This window comes from Stenotrophomonas sp. YJH_SMC_53 (genome assembly GCF_059369995.1).
Map to the genome: position 1 here is coordinate 37,115 of NZ_JCAFTF010000002.1, position 14,634 is coordinate 51,748.

Here is a 14,634-nt window from a genome sequence, read left to right on the forward strand (position 1 = left end):
GCCGGCCTTTCTCTTTGTAGAGCCGAGCCCACGCTCGGCTGGCGCTGTCGCAACCCGGTAGAGCCACTTCATGGTGGCTGCATGTGCAAGCTAGAAGGACCCGGCAGGCGCACCTTCGGCGACCGCAACGCAGCAATGTCGATGACGTGGTCCTGGCATATCAGCTGGTAATGCGTGAATGGGCCCGGGTAACGGGTATCAGCGAAGGTGGCACGGCCCAGATATTCAAGGAATTTCGAACGGCTGTAGCGGCGGAACAGGTTGCCGCTCCAGGCTTCGGCGTCGTCCCAGCTCTGGTGGGACTCGTTGTGCACGGCGTAGCTGATGTAGTGGTCCCAGATCAGTTCAAACCGCTGCGAGTGGGGCACCACCTCTATCGCACGCACATCATCGATTGAACGTCCATGACCGAGCTCCACGCGGGAGGGCTTTCCGACCCCCCGGCCCTCCTCGACGACCAGGCGCAGACGATTCGCTTCCGGCTCGCCAATCTCAGTAAGAAACAGAAACTCACAGGTGTCGAGGGCCAGCAGCAGCGCAGTTTCGTCCATGGTCATGAGGTCCAGTGATCGCAGAGGCCAGAGCATACCGGCGCGCGGCGGGAGCTGTGCCGTGGGCTCTGTGACCTTTGGCCGGTCCCCAACCTCGCGCCCCCGGCTACCCTGTGAAATTACCCGCAGGAGAGCCTCATGAACGTCCGCAACCTGGTCCCGCTGGGCCTGACCATCGCCATCGCTGCCTCGCTGGCCGCCTGTGGCAAGAACGAAACCGCGCCGGCGGCCAGTGCCGACGCCAAGCCGGCCTTCGACCTGTCGCAAATCAAGACGCCGCTGATCTCGCTCAACAGCGCCGACCTGGATCCGGCCATTTCGGCCTGTACCGACCTCAATGGCTTCGTCAACAGCAAGTGGCTGAAGGCCAACCCGGTGCCGGGAGACCAGACCACCTGGGGCAGCTTCGAGATCCTGCGCGAGCGCTCGCTGGAAGTGCAGCACGCGCTGGTGCAGCAGGCCGCCGCCAGCCAGGCCAAGGCCGGTTCGGTGGAAGCCAAGATCGGTGACATCTGGAAGACCGGCAACGACGAGGCCAAGATCGAAGCCGCCGGCCTGGCGCCGCTGCAGCCGCAGCTGGACAAGATCACCGCGCTGAACGACACCGCCGCCATCACCCAGTACCTGCGCGACAGCCAGGCCGAGGGCAAGGGCGTGCTGTTCTCGCTGTTCGCCAATGCCGACTACAAGGATTCGGCCAACGTCATCGCCTACGTTGGCCAGGGCGGCCTCGGCCTGCCGGAGAAGGGCTACTACTTCGATGATGCGCAGGCCAAGATCCGCGACGCCTACGTGGCCTACATCGCGCAGGTGCTGACCCTGTCCGGCGTGGACGCGGCGCAGGCCGCCGAGCAGGCCAAGGCCGTGATGGCCTTCGAAACCCGCCTGGCCAAGGCCTCGATGTCACGCATCGAAATGCGTGACCCGGCCAAGCGCTACAACCCGCTCAGTGCCGCCGACGCGGACAAACTGACCCCGAACTTCAGCTGGACCGCGCTGTTCGACACCCTGAAGGTACCGGCCGCGCAGAAGTTCTCGCTGGCGCAGCCGGGCTTCTTCGGTGAAATGGACAAGATGCTGGCCGATGTGCCCGCCAGCACCTGGCAGGCCTACCTGCGCTTCCACACCATCGACGATGCCGCGCCATACCTGAGCAGCCAGTTCGAGAAGGCCAACTTCGATTTCTACGGCACGACCCTGCGTGGCCAGAAGGAAATGCAGCCGCGCTGGAAGCGCGTGCTGGAGTCGGTCAACGGCGGCATGGGTGAAGCCCTGGGCCAGCTGTACGTCGACGCCGTGTTCCCGGCCGAGTCGAAGGTCGCCATGCAGCACCTGGTGGAAAACCTGTCGCAGGCGCTGAAGGCGCGCCTGGAGCAGCTGCCGTGGATGGGCGAAGAAACCAGGAAGAAGGCGCTGGAAAAGTGGGCCAGCTTCACCCCGAAGATCGGTTACCCGGACAAGTGGCGTGACTGGGCGGGCCTGCAGACCAACGGCGACAGCTACCTGGGCAACATGCAGGCGGCGCGCGCGTTCAACTACCGCTACATGCTGGACAAGATCGGCAAGCCGGTGGACAAGACCGAGTGGGGCATGACCCCGCAGACCGTCAATGCGTACTACAACGCCACCAAGAACGAGATCGTATTCCCGGCGGCGATCCTGCAGGCGCCGTTCTTCGACGCCAAGGCCGATCCGGCGCTGAACTACGGCGGCATCGGTGCGGTCATCGGCCATGAGATGATGCACGGCTACGACGACTCGGGCAGCCAGTTCGCCGCCAACGGCAACTTCGACAACTGGTGGACGGACGCCGACCGCAAGGCCTTCACCGAGCGTACCGACCAGCTGGTCGCCCAGTTCGACGGCTACGAGTCGGTGCCGGGCGTGTTCGTGAAGGGCAAGCTGACCCTGGGCGAGAACATCGGCGACCTGGGCGGCCTGACCGTGGCCTACGACGCGCTGCAGATGGCGCTGAAGGAAGACCCGAAGGCGAACGTCGAGGTTGACGGCCACAGCCAGGACCAGCGCTTCTTCATGAACTGGGCCACCGTGTGGCGCCGCAACTTCACCGATGGCGAGCTGCGCGTGCGCCTGAACACCGACCCGCACGCGCCGGCCAATTTCCGTGCCAACGGTGCGCCGTCGAACATGCCCTCGTTCGCTGCTGCATTCCAGTGCAAGGCGGGTGATGCGATGGTGCGCGCCGACGACAAGCGCGTGGTGATCTGGTAATCGATCACCCGTGATGCGTGGAGCGAAAGGCCCGGCGAACGCCGGGCCTTTTGTCTTCCAGGCCGGCAGCGCAGCGCCGGCTGGTAGAGTCGACTGTTAGTCGACTATCGCGCGCAGCGCGGGATTTTCGCGATCTGGACGAAGAGCAGTCGACTAACAGTCGACTCTACCGGCGGGTCGTTTCACCGTCGGGAAGATCTCAGGCCAGCGCCGGTTCCCGCTCCAGCATGCGATGGAAGCGTTGCAGCACGTACGGGTCCACCAGCCCGCCGGCCTGCTCGTCGATGATCCGCAATGCGGCCTCGTGCTCCATCGCATTGCGATACGGGCGCACGCTGGTCATCGCATCGTAGGCATCGGCGATGGTGACGATGCGCGCACCCAGCGGGATGGATTCGCCGCGCAGCCCATCGGGGTAGCCGCTGCCATCGAAGGCCTCGTGATGGGCGCGGATCAGCCGCGCCACCGGCGAGGCGTCGCTGCGACCGGTGGCCAGGAAGATGTGTTCGCCGCGTACCGGATGCTCGCGCATGATCGCGCGCTCCTCATCGGTATGCCGGCGGGGTGCCAGCAGCACGTCATCGGGTATGCCGATCTTGCCGATGTCATGGAAGCGCGCGGCCAGGCCGATCTGCGCACGGGCATCGTCATCAAGATCGCAGTGCGTGGCCAGGCGCTGCGCGAGCAGGCCAACGCGGTCGCAGTGGTGGCGGGTGTAGGCGTCGCGCATCTGCAGCGACATCGCGAGGGCATCGATCAGGCAGGCCTGCGCGTGCAGCAGGTCGGGGGCGGGTACGGCGTCAGGGAACATGGTCATCCGCCCGCACCGGGTGGGGGCCGGTGCGGGGTGTTCGGGGGGTGATCAACCCGGGGCGAGGGTGGTCAGAAGGGCGCGGGCCGCGTTGAAGCGGTCTTCCGGCAACGGCAGCGGGTGCTTGATGCGCAGCTTGTCGGGCCCTTCCATGGCATAGAGGTTCGGTTGTTTCTGGATCAGCTGGATCACCGCCATCGGATCGATGTTCGGCTTGGACTCGAACACGATGCGGCCGCCGTTCTCGCCCAGGTCGAGCTTGCGGATGCCCAGCGTATTGGCTTTCAGCTTCAGCTCGGCGATGGCGAACAGGTGCTTGGCTGCATCCGGCAGCAGGCCGAAGCGGTCGATCATCTCCACCTGCAGCTCGCGCAGCGCATCGCTGTCGCGCGCGCTGGAAATACGCTTGTACAGGGTGAGGCGGGTGTGCACGTCCGGCAGGTAGTCTTCCGGGATCAGCGCCGGCACATGCAGCTCGACCTCGGCGCCGCGCACTTCCTCACCGGCATCCAGGTCGGGCAGCTTGCCCTGCTTGATGCTGCGTACCGCGCGTTCCAGCAGCTCGGTATACAGGCTGAAGCCGACCTCGGCCATCTGCCCGCTCTGGTCCTCGCCCAGCAGTTCACCGGCGCCGCGGATTTCCAGATCGTGCGTGGCCAGGGTGAAGCCGGCGCCCAGCTCGTCCATCGAGGCGATCGCTTCCAGGCGCTTCTCGGCGTCGGGGGTGATCGCGCGACGGTCGGGGGTGATCAGGTAGGCGTAGGCACGGTGGTGCGAACGGCCCACGCGGCCACGCAGCTGGTGCAGCTGGGCCAGGCCGAAACGGTCGGCACGGTTGATGATGATGGTGTTGGCGTTGGGGATGTCGATGCCCGATTCGATGATCGTGGTCGACAGCAGCACGTTGAAACGCTGCTTCTGGAAATCCAGCATCACCTTTTCCAGTTCGCGCTCGGGCATCTGCCCGTGGGCGATGCCGATGCGTGCCTCCGGCACCAGCTCGGACAGCTCGCGCTGCATGCGGCCGATGCTCTCCACATCGTTGTGCAGGAAGTACAGCTGGCCACCGCGCGCGAGCTCGCGCTGGAAGGCTTCGCGCAGCAGCGCGTTGTCCCACTGGGTGATGAAGGTCTGCACCGCCAGCCGGTTCGGCGGCGGCGTGGCGATGATCGACAGGTCGCGCAGGCCGGCCATGGCCATGTTGAGCGTGCGCGGGATCGGCGTGGCGGTCAGCGTCAGCAGGTGTACGTTGGCGCGCAGCGCCTTCAGCGCCTCCTTCTGGCGCACGCCGAATCGCTGCTCCTCGTCGACGATGACCATGCCCAGGTCCTTGAACTTCACGTCAGGCTGCAGCAGGCGATGGGTGCCGACGATGACGTCGATGGTGCCAGCGGCCACCTTCTCCAGTTCGGCCTTGATTTCCTTGCTGGTCTTGAAGCGCGACAGCACTTCGACCTTCAGCGGGTAATCGGCGAAACGGTCGCGGAAGTTGCGGTAATGCTGCTCGGCCAGCAGCGTGGTCGGCACCAGCACCGCCACCTGCTTGCCGGCACTGGCCGCAGCAAATGCAGCGCGCACCGCCACCTCGGTCTTGCCGAAGCCGACGTCGCCGCAGACCACGCGGTCCATCGGCTGGCTGCTGGCCAGGTCGCGCAGGGTGGCATCGATCGCAGCCAGCTGGTCGGGGGTTTCCTCGAACGGGAAACCGGCGGCGAACGGCTCGTACATCGCGCGGTCGACCTGCAGTGCCAGGCCGGCACGCGCCTGGCGGCGGGCCTGGATTTCCAGCAGTTCGGCGGCGACATCGCGCACCTTCTCGGCGGCCTTGCGCTTGGCCTTGCTCCACTGCTCGCCACCGAGCGAATGCAGCGGTGCGGTTTCCGCCGAAGCACCGGAGTAGCGGCTGATCAGGTGCAGCTGGGCGACCGGTACATACAGGCGGTCGCCCTTGGCATATTCGATGTCGAGGAACTCGCCGGGCATGCCGCCGACGTCCATCGCGATCAGGCCACGGTAGCGGCCGACGCCATGGTCCTCGTGCACGATCGGCGCACCCTCGGTCAGCTCGCCGAGGTCGCGGATGATCGCCTCCGGCTCGCGGCCGGCACGGCGCGTGCGGCGGGTGCTGCCGGCGCGCTCGGGGAACAGCTGGCGCTCGGTCAGCACCGCGATGCGCGGGTCGTCCAGCGCGAAGCCATCTTCCAGCGGCGCCACCGCGATCGCGAAGCGCGCATCGCTAGCGAGGAAGCTGGGCAGGTCGGCCACCACCGGCGGCTTCAGCTCGGCGGCCTGCAGCACTTCCAGCAGTGCCTCGCGGCGGCCGGGCGAATCGGCGGCGATCAGTACCCGGCCCGGATAATGGCCGAGGAAGGATTTCAGCGCATCGCCGGCGGGGGCTTCGCGTGCGGCCACCGGCAGCGGGGGCAGCGGCTGGTCGCCCAGCGCGTGCGCGTCGGCGATGCGTGCGTGGTCGGCGGCCCATACCTCGATGCGCGGGGCATCGTTCAGGCGCTCGCGCAGCAGCTCCGGCGACAGGTACAGCGCCGACGGCGGCAGCAGCGGCCGTTCCACATCGTGGCGGCGCTGCTCATAACGCTCGCCGGTCTGCGCCCAGAACGCCTCGGCGGCTTCGCCGGCACCGGCACAGACCACCGGCAGGCTGCCGCTGGGCAGGTAGTCGAACAGGGTTGCGGTGCGCTCGAAGAACAGCGGCAGGTAGTACTCGACGCCGGCCGGGGCCAGCCCGGATTTCAGGTCCTGGTACAGCGCGCTGCGCCGGGTATCGACATCGAAGCGCTCGCGCAGCGTGGACAGCACGCGGGCGATGCTGGCCTCGTCCATGGGCACTTCGCGGCCCGGCAGCATGTGCACCGCCTCGACCTTGTCCAGCGAACGCTGGCTTTCCGGATCGAAGGCACGGATCGAATCGATGTCCTCGTCCAGCAGTTCCACCCGCAGCGGCTCGTCGGCGCCCATCGGGAACACGTCGAGCAGGCCGCCGCGCACGGCGAAGTCACCCGGGTCCATCACCTGCGGCACGTTGCGGTAGCCGGCGCTTTCCAGGCGGCGCTTCTCGGCTTCCAGATCCAGGCGCTGGCCGACCTTCAGGTCGAAGCTGCCACCAATGACGTAGCTGCGCGGGGCCAGCTGCTGCAGCAGGGTCTGCACCGGCACGATCACCAGGCCACGCTTCAGCGTGGGCAGGCGGTGCAGGGCAGCCAGACGCTGCGAGATGATGTCCGGATGCGGGCTGAAGCGGTCGTAGGGCAGGGTTTCCCAGTCCGGGAAGGCGACCACCGGCAGGGCCGGGTCACCGCCGAGCAGGGTCTGCAGATCGGCTTCAAGCTGGTTTGCGCCGTGGTTGTCACGGGCGATCACCAGCAGCGGAGCGTCGTGCACGCGCGATGCCTGGGCCAGGTACCAGGCCAGTGCGGTGGGCGAGGCGGGGGCGCGCCACCAGGCGCGGAGCTGGCCGGCGCGCGGCAGCGGCGGGGCGGGGTATGAGGTACGCGACATGGACCCCGGATTTTAGCAGAAGCCCGATCCGGTCCCGGTGCATCGTGCCGGCCCGTTGCCGGCAGCCTCATCTGCCGTTGGGGCAGCGGAATGCCGGCCAGCGGCCGGCACTACCGGGAGACGTGGCCGGGCAGGGCCCGGCGCATCCGTCAGTTGTCCAGCTCCAGCACCATCCGGACCAGGCCTTCGGCTCCGGTCGGGTGCGGCACCGGCTTGAAGCCCAGCGACGCGGCCAGCTGCTTCATCGGTTCGTTCTCGGCGGCAACGTCGCCGTACAGGCGGTCCAGGTACTTGCCACGGCCCCACTTCACCAGCTTGCGCATCAGCTGCCGTCCCAGGCCTTGGCCGATCAGGAAGCGGCTGATCAGGATCGCGTACTCGGCTTCACGGGTGCCGGGGATGATCGAGGCCCGGGCGACCGCGCCGACCACCGCTTCGCCCGCGGGCAGGGACTCGGCTGCGACCAGGGTGATCTCGGTCTTCGGGTTGGGGTGGGTCAGACGCTGGGTGGTTTCCGGCGACAGCTCGGTCACCGCCTGCAGGAAACGATCACGGATTTCTTCCGGCCCGAACAGGCTGAATGCCGCTTGCAGCGGTGCGCCATCTTCCGGGCGGATGGGGCGGATCAGCAGCTCGTGGCCGCTGGGAGCCTTGAAGATCTCATGCCAGGGCGGCATGCGGTTGCGAGTGGCCATACCGGGTGATTCCTTGGTGGTCCATCGATTGTGGCATCACCGGGGCTGCGTTCCGTGAACGAAAGGCTCACGGCGGTACAGCCTCGTGAACGCCGTTATTCGGGGGCTTTGAGCCAGTCCAGGCGGGTGCTGGCCCCGGGTTCGCCCAGGTGCTGGCGCAGCGCCGGCAGGGCCGGACCGACCACGCGGTCGAACTGCCACGGCGGGTTGAGCAGCAGCATGCCGCTGCCGTTGAGGCGCAGCGGCGAGTCGTCCGGGCGCACCAGGAACTCGATCGTCATCGCCGATTTCACCGGCAGGGCGGTGGCCTTGCGCAGGAAGTGCAGGATGGTGCGGCGCTGCTTGATCGGGAACCAGACCGCACAGGTGGCCTGCGGCCAGCGTGCCAGGGTTTCGGCCAGGGCGGCCAGCACCGCCTGGTACTCGGCATCCTGGGCTTCGTAGGGCGGGTCGATCAGCACCAGGCCGCGGCCGATCTTGCTGCCGTTGAACTTCGGCGGCAGCAGCGAACGCAGCAGGGCATAGCCATCGCCCGCCCGAACGTCGACGCGGCTGTCATGGGCGAACAGGGCCTTCAGCGTGGCCGTTTCGGCTTCCTGCAGCTCACAGACCGCCATGCGGTCCTGAGGGCGCATGGCCTGCGCGCTCAGCAGCGGCGAGCCCGGATAATTGGTCAGTGCGCCCACCGGATTGTCGGCCTGCACCGCCTTCAGGTAGCGCTCGACTACCTCCGGCAGCCTGGGCTGGGCCATCAGCCGCATGATCCCGGATTCGGCCTCCAGGGTCTTGCGGCTCTCTTCGCTGGCCAGCAGGTAGCGGCCAGCACCGCCGTGGGTGTCGAGCACGAAGAACGGGCTGTCCTTGCGCTTGAAGCTGTCGATCAGGGCCAGCTGCACGATGTGTTTGAGCACGTCGGCGTGGTTGCCGGCATGGAAGGCGTGGCGATAGTTCATGGGCCGCAGTGTACGGGGCGGCGGCCGCAGCGGCTATGCTGCGCGCCATGACAGCTCCTGTTGCCCATGTCCTGGTGGTCGAGGACGAAGCCGCCATCGCCGAAACCGTGCTCTATGCGCTGCGCAGCGAGGGCTATGCCGCCAGCCACTGTCTGCTCGGTGGCGAGGCGCTGCAACGGCTGCAGGCAGGGGATATCGACGTGGTGGTGCTGGACGTGGGCCTGCCCGACCTGGGCGGCTTCGAGGTGTGCCGCCGGCTGCGCGCGCAGCCCGGGCCGGCGGCGCAGCTGCCGGTGATCTTCCTGACCGCCCGCAACGATGAAGTGGACCGCGTGCTCGGCCTGGAACTGGGCGCCGACGATTACATGACCAAGCCGTTCTCGCCGCGTGAGCTGGTGGCGCGGGTGCGTGCGCGCCTGCGTCGCGCCGCACCGGTCGCGGCAGCCCCCGGCGCCGATACGGGCTGGCAGGAACATGGTGCCTTCGCCATCGACCGTGAAGGCCGGCGCATCCGCTTCCGCGGCCACGCGCTGGACCTGACCCGCTACGAGTACGCGTTGCTGGAAGCGTTGCTGCAGCGGCCGGGTGCCATCCTCAGTCGTGCCCAGTTGATGGATCGCGGCTGGGACAGCAGCGCCGATAGTGCCGACCGTACCGTCGACACCCATGTAAAGACGTTGCGCGCCAAGCTGCGCGCAGCCGGTGCCAGCGACGACCCGATCCGCACCCACCGTGGCCTCGGCTACGCGCTGGAGGTCTAGCCGATGCGCCTGGTCCTGAAGCTGTTCCTCGGCTTCTTCCTGATCACCGGCATCGCCGCGTTCTTCGTGATGCGCGTGTTCGTCAACGAAGTGAAGCCGGGTGTGCGCCAGGCGATGGAATCGACCCTGGTCGATGCCGCCAACGTGCTGGCCGAGATGGCGGCGGCCGATGTCAAGGACGGCACCATCCGCAGCGGCAGCTTCACCCGCAACCTCGCCAAGGCGCGGCAGCGTGACCTGAAAGCGATGGTCTGGCGCTTTCCCAAGCGCTCACTGGACTACCGGGTGACCATCACCGATGCCAAGGGCATCGTCATCTACGACTCGCTGGGCCGCGACCTGGGGCGTGACAATTCGCGCTGGAACGATGTCTACCGCACCCTGCGTGGCGAGTACGGCGCCCGCTCCAGCCCGGAAGTGCCAGGCGAAGAAGGCGATACGGTGATGCATGTGGCGGCGCCGGTATACGACCCGGCCGATGGCCGCACCCTGATCGGCGTGCTCAGCCTGGCCCAGCCCAATCGCAGCATCGATCCGTTCATTGCGGCCAGCCAGCGCGCCATCATCGAGCGCGGCGCCTGGCTGATCGGATTGTCGGCGCTGGTCGGCGTGCTGGTGACGATGTGGCTCACCACGGGCCTTGGCCAGCTCAGCCGCTATGCACGGGCGGTCAGCGCCGGCGAACCGGTGCCACCGCCGCGGCGGCGCCGCGACGAGATCGGCGACCTGGGCCAGGCACTGGAAACAATGCGCCGCAAGCTGGAGGGCAAGGCCTACGTCGAGCAGTACGTGCAGTCGCTGACGCATGAAATGAAAAGCCCGTTGGCGGCGATCCGCGGTGCCGCCGAGCTGTTGCAGGAGCCGCTGCCGGAGGCCGACCGCGTGCATTTCGCACGCAGCATCGTCGATCAGCAGGAGCGGCTGACCGAGACGATCGACAAGCTGCTGGCGCTGGCCGAAGTGGAACAGCACGGCTGGCTGCAGACCCGCGATCCGATCGCGCTTCCAACCTTGCTGGCCGATGCGGCGGCGGCGGCGCAGGTGCGTGCGCAGGCGGCCGGCGTGCAGGTTCGCATCGGCAGCGTGCCCGACATGCGCGTGCAGGGTGATGCCTATCTGCTGCGGCAGGCGTTGCACAACCTGATCGACAACGCCATTGCCTTTTCACCGCCCGGCGCGGACATCGCGCTGCAGGCCGAGGTGGACGGGCAGGGCGTGCGCCTGCAGGTGGCGGATCGCGGTGCCGGCATTCCCGACTACGCGCGCGAACGGGTGTTCGAACGCTTCTATTCGCTGGCCCGCCCCGGCAGCGGCCGGCGCAGTTCCGGCCTGGGCCTGCCGTTCGTGCAGGAAGTGGCTCGCCTGCATGACGGACGCGCCAGCCTCGACGCCCGCGATGGCGGTGGCACGGTGGCCAGCCTGTGGCTGCCGTTGGGTGCAGCGGGCCAGCGCCCGCGCCGCTGACTTCACACTCGCTTCAAATTCGCCACAAACCCCGCTCACCGCAGCGGTCCATCCTGCAGCCCTCTCCAACGAGGATGGACCATGAAATCCCTGAAGATGCTGCTGCGGTTCGCCATTGTCGGCGGGCTGATCCTGTTGTTGCTGGTGCCGCTGATGATGATCCGCGGGGTGATCACCGAGCGCAGCCAGTACCGCGACGAGGCCTTTGCGCGGGTGGCCGACAGCCGTGCCGGCACGCAGCAGCTGGTGGGCCCGGTGCGGGTGGTGCCGTGGGTGGAACACAAGCAGGTTGAACTGGTTGACCCGCTGGGCGTCAAGAAGACCGAGGTGCAGGTCACCGAGGGGCACTGGCTGCAGATGCCGGCGTCGCTGGAGGTGGGCGGTGAGATGCTGCCGAGCCAGCGCGAAGTCGGCCTGTTCAAGGTGCCGGTGTACAGCTGGAACGGCCAGATGAAGGCGAGCTTCGCCGCTGACGACTATCCCGTGAAGGCAGGGCGCACGTATGGCCAGCCGTATGTGGCGGTGGGCGTTTCCGATGTGCGCGGCCTGGTCGGTACACCGAACCTGCGCGTGGATGGCAAGCAGCTGCGCCTGCTGCCGGGCGTCGGCGTGGCCAGCGAAGTCGGCCGTGGCCTGCATGCGCCGGTGGCCGGTTTCGCTACGGATCAGGGCGGCACGCTGGCGGCCAGCACCGTTGAACTGGAGCTGCGCCTGGATGGAAGCCGCATGCTGTCGGTGGTGCCGGTGGGCGATGACACCCACATCGCGCTGCGTTCGAGCTGGCCGCATCCGTCGTTCAGCGGTGCGTTCCTGCCCAACGAGCGGCGCGTTGATGCACAGGGATTCGACGCGCGCTGGGCGGTGTCCTCGCTGGCCTCCGACGCACAGCGGCAGCTGCGCAATGAAGGTTCGGTCGACTCGCAGGCGGTGACGGTGTCGCTGGTCGATCCGGTCGATACCTACACCCAGGCCGACCGTGCGTCCAAGTACGGGGTGCTGTTCGTGCTGCTGACCTTCGTCGGCTTCATCCTGTTCGAGCTGATCAAGTCGCTGCGCATCCACCCGCTGCAGTACCTCATGGTCGGCCTGGCGCTGGCGATCTTCTTCCTGTTGCTGATCAGCCTGTCCGAGCACATCGCGTTCTGGAAGGCCTACCTGGTTTCGGCGGTGGCCTGTATCGGCCTGCAGGCGGTGTATCTGGCCAACGTGCTGGGCCATTGGAGGCGCGGCCTCGGCTTCGCGGCCCTGCTGACCGTGCTGTACGGCGCGCTGTATGGCCTGCTGGTGTCGGAGAACAACGCACTGCTGATGGGGTCGCTGCTGCTGTTCGTGATCCTGGCGCTTGCGATGTGGGTGACCCGCCGGGTCGACTGGTACGCGCTCGGCGCGGACCTGAAGTAAGGAGCATGCCATGGGCTGGCGCCAGGGATTGCGGCAACGGGCACGGCAGGGCATTCCGGCCCTGCTGGAAGTGGATGCGCTGCTGCAGGCACATGGCGTGCTGGCGGCCCTGCCGGGGGCGCGGATCGCCCCCGGTCTGGTCCGCTTCCAGCTGGCGGCGGTGACCTGCGAAGGATTGCAGGGGCAGGGATTGCGTTGGCTGCAGGGTGCGCGGCAGGGACGCGGCGCGGTGGCCGGGCGGGTGCCGCGCTATCGGCCATGGAAGGCCGGCGCGGAGGCATTGGCCGAGATCGGCATCGGCGGCCTTCCGGATGACTGGCCGGCACACGCGGCGGTGTACGGCTGCAGCAGCGTCGACCGGCGGCACTGGTTGCTGTTGCTGCCGGAGCGGGCGCAGTTGTGGTTGGGATGGAGCGGGTGATTCGGCTGTTCATCCACGCATGGCGTGGATCTACTGGCGAGAACCCAACACCTTGGTGGGTGCGAACCTCGGTTCGCACGCTACCGCGCCGCCCATGACCGATGGGACGGTATCGCCGCGCCCCGGCTGGCTAGACTCGATGGGTTGATGATCGAGCCGAAGGGCAGGGGTGCGATGTGTTGAAGTGGGGCGTGCTGGCCGTAGCGCTGGCGATGGGTGGCAATGCAGCGGCGCAGCAGCGCGAAACGGTGGACCTGGACATGGTCAGCCGCATCCGCCAGGAGGCGTTCCACCGTTCGCAGGTGATGGACACCTTCAGCTATCTCACCGAGCGCATCGGCCCGCGCCTGAGCAATTCGCCGGCGATGGGCCGCGCCAATGCGTGGACCCGCGGCAAGTTCAACGAATGGAAGCTGGACAACGTCCACGACGAAGCCTTCGATGACTTCGGCCGCGGCTGGGAATTCACCTCGGCGAGCGTGGAAATGCTGGGTGACCGCGTGCAGCCGCTGCATGCGCTGCCCAAAGCCTGGACCCCCGGTACGAAGGGCCCGGTCGAAGGCGAGCTGGTGCAGGTCGACATCAAGAAGCCCGAAGACATCGAGAAGTACCGCGGCAAGCTGCGCGGCAAGATCCTCCTGCTGGGCGAGGCACGCGAATACAAGCGGGGCACCGAGCCCGATTCGCACCGCCACGACGCGACCTCGCTCGAGGGCCTGCAGGAGTTCACCCTGCCCAAGGACAAGGACGCTACCGCCGAGCGCGCCAAGCGGGTCAAGGAGTACCAGGAACGCCAGCAGCTGGCGGCCAAGGTCAATGCGTTTTTCGTCGAAGAGGGCGCGCTGGCCTCGATCAGCATCAGCAGCTGGGACAACGGCATCATCCGCGTTGCCGGCGGCGGTTCGCGCAAGGCCGGTGAGCCGGTGGGCATCCCGGAACTGGCGATGATCAGCGAACACTTCAATCCGCTGGTGCGCGCGCTTCAGGCCAAGCAGACGGTGCGCCTGCGCGTGGATGTAGCGGCGCGCTTCACCGACGAGGCCGACCAGCCCGGCTACAACACGCTGGCCGAGATCCGCGGCAGCAGCAAGCCCGATGAAGTGGTGATGATCGGTGCGCACCTGGATTCGTGGCACAGCGGCACCGGTGCGGCCGACAACGCGGCCGGCGTGGCGGTGATGATGGAGGCGATGCGCATCCTCAAGGCCACCGGCGCCAAGCCCAAGCGCACCATCCGCGTGGCGCTGTGGAGCGGCGAGGAGCAGGGCCTGATCGGCTCGCAGGCCTACGTCGCCAAGCATTTCGGTCGCTTCCCCGAACCCACCGACGCGGCGCAGAAGGCGCTGCCGGCGTCGCTGCGCGAGCCGACCGGTGCACTGCAGAAGACCCGCGATTACAGCAAGTTCCAGGTTTACTTCAACATGGACAACGGCTCGGGCCGCTTCCGTGGCATCTACGCGCAGGAAAACCTGGCGGCGATGCCGATCTTCGAAGCCTGGCTGGCGCCGTTCCATGACGTGGGCGCCACCACCGTGGCCACCCGCAACACCGGCAGTACCGACCACATCAGCTTCGATCGCATCGGCCTGCCGGGCTTCCAGTTCATCCAGGACCGGCTGGACTACTTCACCAACGTCCACCACAGCCACCTGGACACCTGGGATCACGCCGAACCGGAAGACCTGAAGCAGGCCGCGGCCATCGTCGCTTCGTTCGCCTACAACGCCGCAATGCGCGAGCCGTCCTTCCCGCGAAAGGCAGAACCGTAAAAGGGGACGGAGGGGATTAAGTCGTATCTCCCCTCCGCTTCCCGGTTGCAGCACCCCAGG

The 14,634-nt window shown here is 67.4% G+C and carries 11 protein-coding genes; 6 read left to right on the forward strand and 5 right to left on the reverse strand.

Features of this window, described 5'->3' with window-relative positions:
- Window positions 1-68: 68 nt before the first annotated feature.
- Window positions 69-551, reverse strand: coding sequence for a hypothetical protein (locus AC5P7X_RS02760; RefSeq protein WP_329841635.1), 483 nt, complete (start codon window positions 549-551; stop codon window positions 69-71).
- Window positions 552-689: 138 nt separating this feature from the next.
- On the opposite strand from AC5P7X_RS02760, the gene AC5P7X_RS02765 reads away from it, so the two are divergent.
- Window positions 690-2,783: a M13 family metallopeptidase gene (locus AC5P7X_RS02765; RefSeq protein ID WP_053499310.1), complete on the forward strand. Its 2,094-nt coding sequence runs from the start codon at window positions 690-692 to the stop codon at window positions 2,781-2,783.
- Between the two features lie 199 nt (window positions 2,784-2,982).
- Here AC5P7X_RS02765 and AC5P7X_RS02770 read toward each other — a convergent pair whose 3' ends face one another.
- The 4 genes from AC5P7X_RS02770 to AC5P7X_RS02785 form a co-directional block, all read right to left on the reverse strand.
- A complete protein-coding gene (locus AC5P7X_RS02770) occupies window positions 2,983-3,600 on the reverse strand; it encodes an HD-GYP domain-containing protein (RefSeq protein WP_329841636.1) in 618 nt (205 codons plus the stop codon).
- Between the two features lie 45 nt (window positions 3,601-3,645).
- On the reverse strand, window positions 3,646-7,110 hold the full coding sequence (gene mfd / locus AC5P7X_RS02775) for a transcription-repair coupling factor (RefSeq protein ID WP_005415791.1): 3,465 nt from the start codon (window positions 7,108-7,110) through the stop codon (window positions 3,646-3,648).
- Window positions 7,111-7,259: 149 nt separating this feature from the next.
- A complete protein-coding gene (locus AC5P7X_RS02780; protein ID WP_004150340.1) occupies window positions 7,260-7,805 on the reverse strand; it encodes a GNAT family N-acetyltransferase in 546 nt (181 codons plus the stop codon).
- Window positions 7,806-7,900: 95 nt separating this feature from the next.
- On the reverse strand, window positions 7,901-8,758 hold the full coding sequence (locus AC5P7X_RS02785) for a 23S rRNA (adenine(2030)-N(6))-methyltransferase RlmJ (protein ID WP_053499314.1): 858 nt from the start codon (window positions 8,756-8,758) through the stop codon (window positions 7,901-7,903).
- Between the two features lie 35 nt (window positions 8,759-8,793).
- Between AC5P7X_RS02785 and creB the strand changes: the two genes are divergently transcribed.
- The 5 genes from creB (at window position 8,794) to AC5P7X_RS02810 (ending at window position 14,574) form a co-directional block, all read left to right on the forward strand.
- Window positions 8,794-9,519, forward strand: coding sequence for a two-component system response regulator CreB (gene creB, locus AC5P7X_RS02790; protein ID WP_080375099.1), 726 nt, complete (start codon window positions 8,794-8,796; stop codon window positions 9,517-9,519).
- 3 nt (window positions 9,520-9,522) lie between these two features.
- Window positions 9,523-10,983 carry a two-component system sensor histidine kinase CreC gene (gene creC / locus AC5P7X_RS02795; protein ID WP_065177469.1) on the forward strand — a complete coding sequence of 487 codons (1,461 nt, stop codon included), beginning with the start codon at window positions 9,523-9,525 and terminating at the stop codon, window positions 10,981-10,983.
- A gap of 81 nt (window positions 10,984-11,064) precedes the next feature.
- Window positions 11,065-12,384 (forward strand): cell envelope integrity protein CreD, encoded by a 1,320-nt coding sequence (creD, locus tag AC5P7X_RS02800; protein WP_329841638.1) that lies wholly within the window; start codon window positions 11,065-11,067, stop codon window positions 12,382-12,384.
- Between the two features lie 10 nt (window positions 12,385-12,394).
- Window positions 12,395-12,805: a hypothetical protein gene (locus tag AC5P7X_RS02805; RefSeq protein WP_005415796.1), complete on the forward strand. Its 411-nt coding sequence runs from the start codon at window positions 12,395-12,397 to the stop codon at window positions 12,803-12,805.
- A 176-nt stretch (window positions 12,806-12,981) separates the two neighbouring features.
- Window positions 12,982-14,574 carry a M20/M25/M40 family metallo-hydrolase gene (locus AC5P7X_RS02810; RefSeq protein ID WP_065197074.1) on the forward strand — a complete coding sequence of 531 codons (1,593 nt, stop codon included), beginning with the start codon at window positions 12,982-12,984 and terminating at the stop codon, window positions 14,572-14,574.
- The last annotated feature ends 60 nt before the right edge of the window (window positions 14,575-14,634 follow it).